This is a genomic window from Nitrospira sp., assembly GCA_024998565.1.
Classification (GTDB): Bacteria; Nitrospirota; Nitrospiria; order Nitrospirales; family Nitrospiraceae; genus Nitrospira_A.
Map to the genome: position 1 here is coordinate 240,779 of JACOEM010000005.1, position 13,835 is coordinate 254,613.

General features: G+C 58.3%; 12 protein-coding genes and 1 pseudogene. All 13 read right to left on the reverse strand.

The window, feature by feature from the left end; translation table 11 throughout:
- Window positions 1–25: 25 nt before the first annotated feature.
- Entirely contained in the window at window positions 26–862 is an 837-nt protein-coding gene (locus H8K11_10625; protein ID MCS6264201.1) for a transposase, read from the reverse strand.
- Between the two features lie 65 nt (window positions 863–927).
- Window positions 928–1,977, reverse strand: a complete 1,050-nt coding sequence (gene cydB / locus H8K11_10630) for a cytochrome d ubiquinol oxidase subunit II (protein MCS6264202.1) — start codon at window positions 1,975–1,977, stop codon at window positions 928–930.
- Window position 1,978: 1 nt separating this feature from the next.
- The gene (locus tag H8K11_10635; GenBank protein ID MCS6264203.1) at window positions 1,979–3,322 is read right to left on the reverse strand and encodes a cytochrome ubiquinol oxidase subunit I; all 1,344 of its coding nucleotides are present in this window, start codon (window positions 3,320–3,322) and stop codon (window positions 1,979–1,981) included.
- Window positions 3,323–3,469: 147 nt separating this feature from the next.
- Complete coding sequence (locus tag H8K11_10640; GenBank protein ID MCS6264204.1) at window positions 3,470–4,066, reverse strand: CDP-alcohol phosphatidyltransferase family protein; 597 nt, start codon at window positions 4,064–4,066, stop codon at window positions 3,470–3,472.
- Window positions 4,067–4,254: 188 nt separating this feature from the next.
- A complete protein-coding gene (locus H8K11_10645; protein ID MCS6264205.1) occupies window positions 4,255–4,572 on the reverse strand; it encodes a hypothetical protein in 318 nt (105 codons plus the stop codon).
- 194 nt (window positions 4,573–4,766) lie between these two features.
- Window positions 4,767–4,991, reverse strand: a complete 225-nt coding sequence (locus H8K11_10650) for a 4a-hydroxytetrahydrobiopterin dehydratase (GenBank protein ID MCS6264206.1) — start codon at window positions 4,989–4,991, stop codon at window positions 4,767–4,769.
- A 99-nt stretch (window positions 4,992–5,090) separates the two neighbouring features.
- The gene (gene hflX, locus H8K11_10655; GenBank protein ID MCS6264207.1) at window positions 5,091–6,479 is read right to left on the reverse strand and encodes a GTPase HflX; all 1,389 of its coding nucleotides are present in this window, start codon (window positions 6,477–6,479) and stop codon (window positions 5,091–5,093) included.
- A gap of 94 nt (window positions 6,480–6,573) precedes the next feature.
- Entirely contained in the window at window positions 6,574–6,972 is a 399-nt protein-coding gene (locus H8K11_10660) for a DUF1232 domain-containing protein (protein MCS6264208.1), read from the reverse strand.
- Between the two features lie 433 nt (window positions 6,973–7,405).
- On the reverse strand, window positions 7,406–9,223 hold the full coding sequence (locus tag H8K11_10665) for a GIY-YIG nuclease family protein (protein ID MCS6264209.1): 1,818 nt from the start codon (window positions 9,221–9,223) through the stop codon (window positions 7,406–7,408).
- A 135-nt stretch (window positions 9,224–9,358) separates the two neighbouring features.
- Window positions 9,359–10,156 (reverse strand): annotated as a pseudogene (locus tag H8K11_10670) (DEAD/DEAH box helicase family protein).
- A 1-nt stretch (window position 10,157) separates the two neighbouring features.
- A complete protein-coding gene (locus H8K11_10675) occupies window positions 10,158–11,156 on the reverse strand; it encodes a virulence protein RhuM/Fic/DOC family protein (GenBank protein MCS6264210.1) in 999 nt (332 codons plus the stop codon).
- 22 nt (window positions 11,157–11,178) lie between these two features.
- Window positions 11,179–12,312: a restriction endonuclease subunit S gene (locus H8K11_10680; GenBank protein MCS6264211.1), complete on the reverse strand. Its 1,134-nt coding sequence runs from the start codon at window positions 12,310–12,312 to the stop codon at window positions 11,179–11,181.
- On the reverse strand, window positions 12,309–13,778 hold the full coding sequence (locus H8K11_10685) for an N-6 DNA methylase (protein ID MCS6264212.1): 1,470 nt from the start codon (window positions 13,776–13,778) through the stop codon (window positions 12,309–12,311). Before H8K11_10685 ends, H8K11_10680 begins: the two co-directional genes overlap by 4 nt.
- Window positions 13,779–13,835 lie beyond the last annotated feature (57 nt).

Below are 13,835 nucleotides of genomic sequence, written 5' to 3' on the forward strand. Positions count from 1 at the left end.
CCCTTGTCGGGGTCAGGTCTTGCAATCACACATTTCTCTGTTCAACCCGCTTCAGGCGGCGGCTCACCGTAGCGGCATGCACACCCAGATGGTCCGCAATTTGGGCCAGCCGATACCCGTACTGCCGATAGGCCTGATGGATGATCTTCTCCAGGTCCGTCTTCCGCTCAAACAGTGTCTCCAAGGACGGCCGTTGAGCCTGCGTCTGTTGGCGCGGAATGTCACGGATGACCCGATTCGGTTGGTGCTGCGCCACAAATTTTTCCGACCCCAGATAGATCTGGCCGGTGAGCTGTTCCCAGGGGCCCGCCTCTCCTCGCCCCTCGGCCACAAAGGTGCGATATCGCTCCTGCGCCGGCCCCTCGCGCTGCCCGAATTGGCTCAGAATCCAGTCCGTCGTTAGCCAGGCAGGCGCCTTCGTCTCCCCCGCTGTCGCCCGATAACTGCTCCAGGCCCACAGCCGGGGATGCGATACCATCTTCGCGCGGACGGGATTCAGCACGACGTACCGGCACAACTCAAGCAGATGCGCGTCTTTTTCGAGTAGAATCGCCGTAAACCGCCCTTGAAACAAATGCCCGACCTGCTCGTGCCGGAGGTTGTAGGCCTGCGTGTAGCGGCCGTTCAACTGCCGCATGCCAAGCGACACATTCGGCTTCGGCGTCTCGATCAACAGATGATAGTGATTGTCCATCAGGCAGTAGGCATGGCAGATCCACCCATAGCGATCGACGACATGGGCCAGCAAGCTCAGCCACTGTGAACGATCACGGTCGTCAGCCACGATGTCCTGCCGGGCGTTACCCCGACTCGTGACATGGTAGACGGCGCCGGGGAATGAGAGACGGAGGGGACGTGCCATGAGCGGGAGTGTAGTCTGTGACATTGTTCAATTGCAAGACCTGACCCCAATGAGAGAAGGCTAGACTAGTGGCGAGCCATCGCAGGAGATTCAGGCTCGGCCGGGCGGGCGAAGAGGCGATGAATGTGCACTTGATACAGGATCACGAGGGCCAGGCCCGGGGGCACCCACCAGAGACCGACTTCGAGGCCGGTCCGGTCGGTTGCGGCGTTGAGGCTCGTGAGACTGTTGGCCTGTCCGGTCGTCGCAATCAACAGATTGGGGAAAATCCCCCAAGCCGCCGCGACCAATAGGCTCGCGACCGACACACTCGACGCAACGAAGCCAAGGAACGGCCGTTGACGGACAGCGCCCACGTACCGAACGACCAGCGCGACCACCGCCGCCAGGGGCCAGATAAAGCCGATGGGAGCGGCCGCATAATGTGCCCCGAACGCAGGCTGGACTGATGGCAGCGTCACAACCACCGCGATGAGCAACAGCACAAGCACGACCGTGGCGAACTTCGCCAGCGCCTCCACCCTTGCCTGCACCTCCCCACGCGTCTTCATCACTAGGAAACTCGCACCCTGCAACGTCAACAAAGCGACCAGGGTCACTCCAGTCAGCAGAGTGAACCAATCCAGAATGCCGGGTAGTGGACCGGGGCTGAAGTCGGTCCAGAGCGGAAGGAAGAAATACCCGCTCGCGTTCAAGGGCACTCCCCGCAGCAGATTCCCCACCACCAGCCCCACCACGAAGGCCAGCAGCAGATTGGCCAGGAAAAAGATGGTATCCCAGAACGTGCGCCACAACGCGTGATCGACATGCTCCCGTAGCTCGAAAGCCAACCCCCTCCCCATCAGGAGCCACAGCATGATCATCAAGGCCAAGTAGAACCCGCTGAACCCCGACGCAAAGGCCTTCGGAAAGGCCAGGAACAACAGGGCGCTGCCGGCGATCACCCACACTTCGTTGCCGGTCCATACCGGTCCGATCGTCTCCCGCACCAGGCGGCGTTCGCTCTCCTGCCGGGCCACGAAGGGCGACAGAATCCCGACACCGAAGTCATAGCCGTCGAGCACCACATAGGTGGTCAACACGAACAGCACCAGGGCATACCAGATCGTTTCCACGTTAGCTCCCCACCTGCCCCACAACCGGCTCCGTCGGCCCGTGACGCAGAGTTTCCACGAACAAGAGGACGAACAGCAGCCCCAACCCGAGATAGATCCCCAGGAAGCCGAGCAAGGTGAAGAGCGCATTGCCTGAATGGACCAGCGGCGAGATGCCCTCCTCCGTGCGAAAGAGCCCGTACACCAGCCAGGGTTGGCGGCCGAGCTCCGCCGTCATCCAGCCGGCTGTCGTCGCAAGATAGGGAAAAGGAGCGCTCAACAGCAGGAGCCAGAGCAACCAGCGGGCAGTGAAGAGCCGGCCACGCCACAACCACGCCAGGGCCAATCCCATCACCGCGAGCAGGAGCGTGCCGAGCCCGACCATGATGTGGTACGCGTAATACAGCAGCGCAATGTGGTCCGGCCACTCGCGCGGGGGAAAAGCATCCAGCCCCTTCACCTTCGCGTAAAGATCGTCATAGGCGAGCAGGCTCAGCGCCGACGGCACGACGAGCGGATTATCGATCGTCATGGTTTCCATGTTGGGCTGGCCGATCAGCACGAGGTCGGCGCCGCGCTCGGTACGAAAGAGGCCCTCGAAGGCAGCGCCCTTGACCGGCTGGAACTCGAACACCTGCCGCGCGCTCTCATGTCCCGTCGGTGTGATGAGCAGCACCGAGGCGAACGCGCCCGCCACAACGCCCGTGCGCAGACAGGTCCTGGCCAGCGCGGGATGCCTCCCCGCCAGCTGGTAGAGGGCACCCACCGCAGCCACCACGAACGCGCCGGTGACGACCGCCGCCGTCATGTTGTGAGCAAACTGCCAGATCAGCCAAGGGTTCGTGAGCAGCCCGACCAGACTTTCGACCGTCAGCCGACCATCGGCCGCCACGTGATAGGCCACCGGATGTTGCATCCAGGCGTTTGTCGCCAGGATGAAATAACCGGACAACCATGAGCCGATCCACAACAACAGGGTCGCCAGCCACAACGTGCGCCGGCTGACTCGCGATTCGCCGAACAGGAGCAGGCCGAGGAACGACGACTCCAGAAAAAAAGCGAACACCCCCTCCATCGCCAGCGTCTGCCCGACGATGCCGCCTGCGTATTCCGAAAACCTGGCCCAGTTGGTACCGAATTGAAATTCGAGCGGAATGCCCGTGACGACGCCGAACGCGAAGCTTAGCGCGAAGATGCCGGTCCAGAATCGCGCTACCTGGTGATAATGGTCCCCTTCACTGAGCAAGTCACGCGTCCGCAAATAGACCAGCAGCAGGGCCAGCCCCATGGTGAGCTGAGGAAAGAGGTAGTGAAACGTGGCGGTGACGGCGAATTGCAGCCGGTCATATTGCAGCGCGGTGTCCATCACTTCCCCACCCCCTTGAACAGGCCCCCGCCATTGTGACTGATCAGACCTGACGGGGATGCTAGTGACTTCCCCAGGGCCGATGAAGTATTCGATTGCAAGACCTGACCCCAAAATAGTGACCCCAAAATAGAAATAGTGCGACTTCTACAATTTCGGGATGTGGAGGGTTTTGCTGATCATTAAGGTGCCGGAGAGGATGAACATCAGGGACAACGGATGCAGGTCGCCGGGGCCGACGGTCCAGACGTCTCCGTAGAGGTGCTCGCCGAGACGCTCCTGCCAGGCGGCCAGGGCGAGGATGCCGGTCAGGAGCGCGGTGGTGGGAATGGGAGTGCCTTCGAAATAGGCTACCTTGTCCCTGCCAGCGGAGAGGTTCTCGGCGGTCACGTTGTACCGGGCCAGCCGGCTCACCCCGCAGCAGACGAAGTACGTCAGGGCGATCCAGTCCCACCCTCCCCGCAGGCCAGCGGCGAACCCGAGTGCCGCCGGTGCGACGCCGAACGAAATGATGTCGGCCAGCGAATCCAGCTCCCGCCCCAGTACCGACTGCTGATGCCGCCATCGAGCGACCCGGCCGTCGAACCAATCGAAGGTCAGCGCCGCAGGCGATAGGGCGGCCGCCGCGAAAAAATGGACCGACAACCGGCTGCTCATGTACTCCATGGCAAAGAACACGCCCGCAAGTCCGCAGGCGGCGTTAGCCAGCGTGAGCACATCGGCAAGATGGAACTCGCGGAGCATCGAGAAATGTTTGGGAGGTGTCGCGGCCACGGCAGGAAAATCTACGCCGAATCTTGCTGAATGTCCAAACTCTGAACATTGAAGCGCGCGAAGAGCGCTCAGAGCGGCACTTCCAATCCTCACCCCGCCCACCCGAACCAGGCGGCAGGCTGCTAGGCCCGCCGCTCCGGGGCCGACGTGGGATCGGCTTACTTCTCAACCCGCTGCAACGTCGTCACGTGGCCTTTATCGGTGACGTAGGCTTTGACCATATCGCCTTCGACCACCTTGTCGAGCTTCGTGCTCTTGTCCACATGGACCTTCACCAGATCGCCATCTGTATTTCTGATCTGATAAAACTCACCGTCGATCTTCATCAGCGTGCCCTTGACGGCATCCTTGGTGATCCTCTCGCCGAGGGTCGGCGTGGCTTCCTTCTCTTTCATGGGATCGGCCGCAAACGCGAGCCCTCCCCCTCCGGTGACCAGGGCTGCGACGAGCAGTATTTCAACGCTTCGTTTCATCATACGTCCTCCCATGTTGTAACTGAGCCGGTCTCAGCTCTTACCGTACCCCTCCTGCGAAGGAGGGCATACTGGGAAGATCCCCTGACACAGGGATTCGTGGAGATATGGAACTGACAGACAGGGAAGGGGCAGTGGCAGAAGGAATACGGGTTAATTGCACAGGGATAGGCCACCACAGGTTCCTACCGCTTCGCCTAAGCCTCGTCAGATTGCCGCACCATGAAAAAGTCTTTCTGCGTCAGTCCGCATTCGTCATGGGTGGTGAGATTCAACGACACCTTGTTGAACCGAATGTCGATATCGGGATGGTGCTGGGTCTTTTGGCGCGCCTTAGGAGAATCTCCTTTTAGGAATGTGTGTGTCGATCGCTCCTGCCTGCGACCGGATTGGGCAGACAACGAGGGTAAGGTTCGCGCAATTCTGCCCCACCCGACCGGACGAAGGAGCGAGTCACTTCCCCAGAATCGGTCGATTGTTTGATTGCAAGACCTGACCCCGAATAGGGTGGAATCCGCGCCTCAGCGCGGGAGCTTCTTTTTGATGGCAGTCAGGTTCTCAGGGGTCGAGCGCACCCGTATCGTGAGCCCCTCGGCATCATAGTCTTCGGACAGGATACGCATCTTGGCGCGGATCTCTGCGACGACCGCCTGAGCCGTAAACGGAATGCGCAATTCCTCGTCGAGCATATCGCTCTCAAAGTACCCCATGATGCGCTCACGGAGCGCCTGTAGATCGTCCTTGCTTCTCGTGGACAGCACAATGGCGTCGGGATATTCCGCCTTCAGGGCCGCGAGTTCATCCGGCGCGAGACGATCCCGTTTATTCAACACCAGCAGGCTGGGAACCTCCGTGGCGCCGACTTCGGCCAACACCTTCCGCGTGACATCGAGTTGGGAACGAAAGGACGGATCGGAGGCATCGACGACAAACAGCAAGAGCGAGGCACTGGCCGCTTCATCCAGTGTCGACTTGAACGAGGCCACCAGGTCATGCGGGAGCTTTTTGATGAATCCCACCGTATCGGACATGAGCACTTTTGGACGCGTGTCAGGATACAAGGGCCGGATCGTGGTATCGAGCGTGGCGAACAGCTTGTCGGCCACGAGCACCTCGCTGCCCGTCATCGCCCGCATGAGCGAGGATTTCCCGGCATTGGTGTACCCGACGAGCGCGACCGTCAATTCGTGTTCCCGCCTTGCGCGGCGCGTCTGGTGCTCGTCCCCGATCGCCGCCAATTCCGTCCGGAGCTCTTTCGTGCGATCGCGGATTCTTCGCTTATCGAGCTCCAGACTCGTCTCTCCGGCTCCTTTGCCACCAACTCCCCCGCCTTGCCGCTCGCTCCCGCCGCCGGTTTCCCGCAACCGCGGCGCAAGATAATTGAGCCGCGCGATCTCCACCTGCAGCCGGGCCGCTCTGGTCCGCGCGTGCCGGCTGAAAATCTCAATGATGACCCCGGTCCGATCGAGCACCGGCGCGCCGGCGGCACGTTCAAGGTTTTTCAATTGGGACGGCGACAGGTCACAGTCCACGATGACGATCTGCGCCTGCTGGCCAGGGCCTGGGGAAACCTCGATGGTATCGTCCGATTCGTCGTCGCCTGATTCTTCCGTGACGTCCGGGTCCTCCGCCTCGAACTTCGACGCCGCTTTGTGCTTCGGCCGCTCAAACGCCGATTCGATTTTTCCGGACCCGCCGGTCCACAGCGCCAATTCGGCCAGTTTGCCCTGTCCCAGGACCGCCGCATATTTATCGGAACTCCGCTTTTGCGTCACACGGCCCACGACGTGGTACCCGAGGGTCGTCACCAGACGGGTGAGCTCTTGCAGCGAACTGTCCAGCTCATCCACAGTCACGCGAGGCGTGCGGATCGCCACAAGCACGGCATTCGGTTGTGAGGGCTTCGACATCGCAGGCCTTTCCTTGACCACATGTTCGTGAGGGTGGCCATTCTAACAGGGAATTTCGTGCAAAAGCCTACTCACGTCGCAGGACTTCTTCCGGTCACGTGCCCTGTTCCCAACTCTTAAAGTCCTTCAGTTGTTCAGCGATGCTGTTCAACACCCAGGCAATCACCGCCGCATCATCCGCATAACCGACCACAGGAATGAAGTCCGGGATCACATCGAGCGGACTGATGAGATACAGAATCGCCGCCACGATGGTGACGAGCTTGTGAACCGAAAAGCCGGTATAGGCTCCGCTTACGGACGCTTTCAGTAGCCGCACCAACAATTGAAGGTCGTTCAACAGCTTGCCACCGCGACCCTGCGCAATCGAAACCGCCGCGGCCAAGAGATGACGAAGCCGCTCTTTGTCCCTGAGATACTCCGCCGCCGTCTGTGTAAACCCTCGAAACATGGTCAACGCCTTCAGGAGCATTGCTGGAGTCATCGGCTTCATGAAGTCCTCCCTGAGGGGTGAACATTGCCACGGCACACCATCACGATCGAGGATAACAGGCAGTCCGTGAAGGATCAATTAGGGCGGCGGGCGAAACACAGGATCAAACCATCAGCGGCGTGGTGGGGACGGAGAGTCAGAGGCTAGCGATGCGTGAAGCGAAAAGACTAACGGTGAACAAGCCGAAGGCACCGAGGTGTGGGGCTCACGGGAAGGATAGACTCCCGTCAGGTCAGAATGTTTGATTGCAAGACCTGACCCTATTTTAGGCCTTCAAATGACCTGCCATGACCTCAGCAATGAAACCATTCCTGACACCAATTCCGCGGTGGCTTGAACTGCCTCCATTTTGGAAACAGTTGAGATTCGCCTTGTTTTCCACAGGCAAGGGTGGTGTTGCCGACGTTAAAAGGGAAAAAGTGCTGGAGCCATCCTATATCCTCGCCTGGATCTGAGGCTGATATAAGTATTTCTGGAACCCAGCGAATACCTGCCCGATCTCTTCCGGCTTTCCCAGGTCAGCCACGGCGTCGGCGATGGAGTTGTGGTACTTGAGGCGCAGCAGCGGAGTCAGCTTCTCCTGTTCGAGTTCCTCCACACCGACCGTGACATAATGCGACAGCACGAAGTCGAGGAACACCTGCTGCTTGTTGTTGAAGTGATGACTGATTTCAACTTTGGCCTTCGAAGCCCGATGTTCGCGACTCAGCGGCGGCAGCGCATAGGCCACGTGCGCCAGCACATCGAAGAGGTCGCTTTTTTCGGCGTCGATAATCTTCTGCATCTCCGCCATCTGCTGCTTGCCGAAACCTTTCTCGGCCAACCGCTCCAGGAGTTTGGCTCGCGTGTCCGGCAGGCTCCACAAGGCGCGCAGTTCCGCTTCGTCTTTGAAAAACTCAGGCAGCTTGCCGAAGAGCAGTTCCATAAATTGCTGGGCCGACATCGGCGTGCCGTCAGGGTGCCAGAAGGACGTGACCATCATGTGCTGAATCGTCCTCGCCTTGCCATCGGCCAACTTCACTATGATCTTTTGTCGTTTGGCGTATTCGGCAGGCTTTTCGCGCACCCTGTCGGGCAGGAGATCCGGTCGCGGCGGGAAAGGGGCAGGCTTCGGTTCCGGCTCCAGCGGCTCCCCGTCCCACTCCGGATCACTAAAATGGTGGTGTGCCTTCACGAAGTCGTAGATCGTGAAGTAGTCCTTGCCGTCATAGAGCCTGGTACCGCGCCCGATGATCTGTTTGAACTCGATCATGGAGTTGATCGGGCGCATCAACACGATATTCCGAATGTTCCGGGCATCCACGCCGGTGGAAAGCTTCTGTGATGTCGTCAGGATCGTCGGAATGGTCTTCTCGTTGTCCTGAAAGTCCCGGAGATGTTGCTCGCCGAGTTCCCCGTCGTTGGCCGTCACCCGTTGGCAATAGTTCGGGTCGGCGACTGACTTCATTTGGTTGATCAGATCACGCACTGCGAGTGCATGGTCCTGGATGGCGCAGAAGACCAGCGTCTTCTCTTGCTGAATGATCAGGTCCATGAAGAGCTTTACCCGGTGCGCTTCGCGTTCCTTGATCTCGATGATCCTGTTAAAGTCCAGCTCGGTATAACGCTTGCCGGATTCGATCTCCCCTTCGATCAACTTGTCATCGGGCGTATAGACATAGTCGTCGAGCGTCGTGGTAATTTGCTTCACCTTGAAGGGTGTGAGAAACCCGTCGTTGATACCGTCTTTCAGCGAGTAGATATAGACCGGCTCCCCGAAATAGGCATAGGTATCCACGTTGTCTTTGCGTTTGGGGGTGGCAGTCAGGCCGAGTTGTACCGCCGGGGCAAAGTAGTTGAGGATGTCCCGCCAGTTGCTTTCATCATTGGCCCCGCCGCGATGGCACTCATCGATGACGATGAAGTCGAAAAAGTCCGGCGGGTACTCGCCGAACGCTTCGACAGGCTCATCGACCGAGGTATCAGCGCCCCAGGTGCCAGGGACAGATCTGCTTTGTGATAAACGTGGCAACCGATGATTGTTTCCGGCGATCAAGGCAATTTTCTTTGCCCGGCTCCAGCCTTGCACCTGTTTTTCCCCGGCAAATGCCTCGTCAATGCGGTCGAAGGTCTCGTAATAGATGAGTTTTACAGGGCTGCGTGCTGCCGTGTGCCTTGCGCCTTCTTGATCATTATGTTGCTGCAGGCGAGTTCGCAGGTTTGTAGTGCTCCCCGTATAAAAGCTCCCATCTGAGCATTCGAGGATATACATGTAGCCAACGGCATTCGTGATCTCAGATATCTCATTAAAACTGGAGTTCATGTTAGCCCGAGTCCCAGAAGCAGAATCTATCGATAGATCGGTGGCTGAGCCTGCCGAAGCCCCGGTGGTTGAGCTCGTCGAAACCATAAAGGTCTGGAAGATGGTAAAGAACAGGCTGCCGTTCTTCGGCACCTTGCCCTTCTTGCGGATGTCGTCCGGCTCGATTCGCACCAACGCATCCTCAGGGAAGGCCGAGAACGCGTTGTATGCCTGATCAGCGAGAATGTTCCGGTCGGCGAGAAACAAAATGCGCGGGCGGCGCAAGGGCTCGCGGCTTAGGTTCCATCGGCTATGGAATAGTTTCCAGGCAATCTGGAAGGCGATGAAGGTCTTGCCCGTGCCGGTAGCCAGGGTGAGCAGGATACGGGGTTTGCCTGCTGCGATGGCTTCCAGCACCCGTTCCACCGCGATGTCCTGGTAGTAGCGGCCTTGAAAGTACCCGCCTTTGTCTTCGAACGGGACGGTGGCGAAACGGTCATGCCAGGCGTTCTGTTTGGCGAAGGTGCGGTTCCAAAGTTCGTCCGGTCCTGGATAGTGCGGCACCTCCCCCTCGGTGCCATTGTCCATGTCGATGCCGTAGATGCCCTGGCCGTTGGTGGCGTAGGCAAAACGGATGGCAATCTTCCCGGCGTACTGCTTGGCTTGCGCCACACCTTCCGTCAGTTCCTCATCCCAGGCTTTGGCTTCGATGACGGCCAGTTTATGGTTGCGATAGACGAGGACGTAATCCGCTATCAGCGGCTTCGCACGCCGCCCCAATCCCTCGATGCGACCCAAAGTGATGGGATATTCGCGCAGAACGCGGCTGCCCTCGACCACGCCCCATCCCGCCGCCTTCAGCGCAGGATCGACATGTTCAGCGCGGGTCTCCGCTTCGTTCACTTCAGGCTCCCTGGGCCAGCATATTCATGATCAGACGGATCATCGTGTCTTTGTGCGCGGGATCTGACTCCGCCACCAATAGGGCCAGCGCCGCCAAGCCAATATCGTTGATGACCGGTTGCCCGGTGCGATCCAGCAGGCGGCCATTGCGATTCAGGAAATCGACGAATAGAAAGGCACCGCTCCGTTTGTTGCCGTCGGCGAACGGGTGGTTCTTGATGACGAAATACAATAGATGCGCGGCCTTGGCCTCCACGCTTGGGTAAGCAGGCTCGCCGAACACGCTCTGATCCAGATTCCCCAACAACGCCTCAAAGGCCTCTTGCCGTTCCTGCGCAAAAAGCATGGACGCTTCCCCGCGGGCGATCAGGTCGGCCTTGAGTCCGGCCAGCGCCGCACGAGCGTCATCTAACGTGGGAAGTGTTCCCCCTGCTGTCGTTGGGGGTTCGGTCAGTAGCCCTTCGTCGTAGCGCTGCAGCAGCACAAAGGTCTGCGCATAGCGGGTGACGATATCCACCAGCCCGCGTCCCATATCCGCTTGAAGCTCAGGGCTGCGCGCGGCCTTGCGCACCAGTTGGAGGGCCGCTTCCAGTTCGCGGGCGTTGGCCTCGAATCGCTGGCGATTGAGGGTATAGCCTTGGGTGAGGTGCTCGCGCAGGATGCGGGTGGCCCATTGGCGGAACAGCACCGCTCGTTTGGAATTGACGCGATACCCTACTGAGATCACGGCATCCAGATTGTAGTGCTTGAGGGTCCGTTGCACTCGCCGGTTGCCTTCGTTTTGAACTGCTAAGAAATCCTTAGCAGTTGCCACTTCTCCTAACTCCTTGTCCTGGAAGATGTTTTTAAGGTGCATTAAGACGTTTTCAGGTGTGGTGTCAAACAGGGTACTCATCTGACGTTGCGTCAACCAGACCGTATCCCCCTGGACATCTAACCGTACCTCAACCGGCCGATCGGCTTCCTGAAAAATCACGAGGTTCGTCTGCAAATCTTCCATCACGACTCCATGAAACTCATCATCAGAGCTCTCCGCTGAAGGCCTGATGCAGCAGCGACTTCTTCAACTCATCCAGCGCAGCGAGCTTTTGTTGATAGATGGATGAGAGGCGTTGGGTTTCGGCGGCGAGAGAGTCCAGGTCATCCGCAAGTTGCTTCTGCGTCTTCAAATCGGGAAGCCAGAACTTAAACTCGAAGAGATGCTCCCGATTCACCTTCGGCATTCCAGCACGAGCCGAGCCTTGAATCGCGTAGTCAGTGAAATCTTTGTTCAGAAGAAGATGAAAGAGGTAGTCGCGAGTAATTTGATCCGGAATGGGCGCGAGCGGATACATATCAGCACTACAAAGGCCTCTAAAATCAGGCCGTGCCACCTTCATGAGGTAAGGACGAATTTTGCTGTAGAGCACCATTTTTTCATCGAAGATAAATTTACCGGATATGAGCGCTTCTTTCCGAGCGGTCTTGAGGTCAATGAACACTCCGGTCTGTGATTCGATGTTTCCTGCACCGACGTGGATCAGATCGAGGAACTCCTTTTTCCGAGGATCAACGAGCACCGACGTTATTGCGCAAACGTCGCGCAGCTTCTTCTCCACCCACCCATTCCCCCGCTGAGTGAAGACGGATTGCAGATGGCTTTCGAAGAGGGCGCGGGCGTTGTGGAGGTTCTTTTCGGCGTTGGCTTTGGCGATGGCGATGCCCTCAAACGCTTCGTCGAGAATGCCGACGATCCGCTGCTGTTCGGAGAGCGAGGGGAGCGGTATTGGAATTGAGTTCAGCGCCTGCTGATTCAACTTTGGTTGCGCCGCCCCTGTCACGTATTCATCGAGCGGAATGCTGTCCAGGTAGAGCTCAACGAATCGCTGGGTTGTCATGTCGTCGAATTTCAGTATATGGGCGTGATTATTGACCCAGTATTTTCCTGATGCCGGAAACGCAATGGGCGTCGACCGCGCAAGCAAATTTGCGCCATCCTCCGACACAAGCAACGTATCGCCTTCAAAGATATAATCCGTCACATAATCTACGATCCCGGATGCGCCATAGTAGGGATACTTACCGCTAACGCGAGCGGACTTAGTGATGGGTATGCGCTTGCTGTCCAGATTTAATGCGATCTGGTCCAGAGTCTTCATTTGCCAGCCGCCCTTCATATCAACGCCTTGATGGCCCCCAACACCTCCGCGCTCTCCGCATCAAGCGCGGCGATTTCGTCCATGATCTCCTGCGGGCTGCGGTGCGTCACCACCTCGCCACCGTTCGGATTCTTCACGGAGAGATCAAAGGTCGTTTGATCGATGGTTTTGGCATCTACCGCCCAGGACTTCGGCGATTCGGCTGATGTCTTTTGAAGCTTGATGAATTCCTTGAGATCGTCGTCATTCAGCGGGTTGGTCTTGCCGAGGCTGCGGCCCGGATCGAGCTGGTAGTACCAGACCTTCCTCGTCGGCGCGCCCTTCTCGAAGAATAAGACCACGGTCTTCACGCCTGCGCCTTGGAACGTGCCGCCGGGGCAATCGAGCACCGTATGTAGGTTGCAGCTTTCCAGTAGCAGTTTGCGCAGGCTCACGGAAGCGTTGTCGGTATTAGACAGGAAGGTGTTCTTGATGACCACGCCTCCGCGCCCGCCCGCCTTGAGCATCTTGATGAAGTGTTGGAGAAACAGGAACGCCGTCTCGCCGGTGCGGATAGGAAAGTTCTGCTGCACTTCCTTCCGCTCTTTGCCGCCGAAAGGTGGATTGGCCAGCACGATGTCGTAGCGGTCCTTCTCCTGAATGTCGGCGAGGTTTTCGGTGAGCGTGTTGGTATGGATGATATTCGGCGCCTCGATGCCATGCAGGATCATGTTCATGATCGCCATGACATAGGCGAGCGACTTCTTTTCTTTGCCGTAGAAGGTGCGGGTCTGAAGCGTGGTAAGGTCTTTCGTCGTGAGGTTGCCCTTGCCCTTCAGATAATCGAAGGCTTCACACAAGAACCCCGCCGACCCGCAGGCCCCGTCGTAAATCCTCTCGCCGATCTTGGGCTTGACCACCTGCACCATGGCGCGAATGAGCGGACGCGGGGTGTAATACTCGCCGCCGTTGCGCCCGGCATTGCCCATGTTCTTGATCTTGGCTTCATAGAGGTGCGAGAGCTCGTGCTTCTCGGACTGGGAACGGAAGCGCAGTTCGTCGATGTGGTCGATGATCTCACGCAGGTTGTACCCGCTTCGAATCCTGTTCTTGATCTCGCCGAAGATTTCCCCGATTTTGTATTCGATGGTATTCGGCCCGCTGGCCTTCTGCTTGAAACTGTGCAGATAGGGAAAGAGTTTCAGGGTGACGAACTCGCTGAGATCACTGCCGGTCATGGCCTTATTGTGATCGATCACTCGCCCGGTCCCTGAGCTCTGTCGAAGGGTTGGCGCGGCCCAGCTTTCCCACCGGTAGTCTTTGTCCAGGATGAAGCTGTAACGCTTGCCCTCCAGCTTGGCTTCGTCTGCCCTGTCCTGCTCCAGCCCATCGAGGTACTTGAGGAACAACAGCCAGGAGGTCTGTTCGGTATAGTCCAGCTCGGTGGTACAACCGGCTTCCTTTCTGAGTACGTCGTCGATATTTCTAAAGGCTTGTTCGAACATGCAGCTTCATTCCCCCAGACACAAGTCGTGCAGTTTGCGCCGCAGGATACTCTTTCC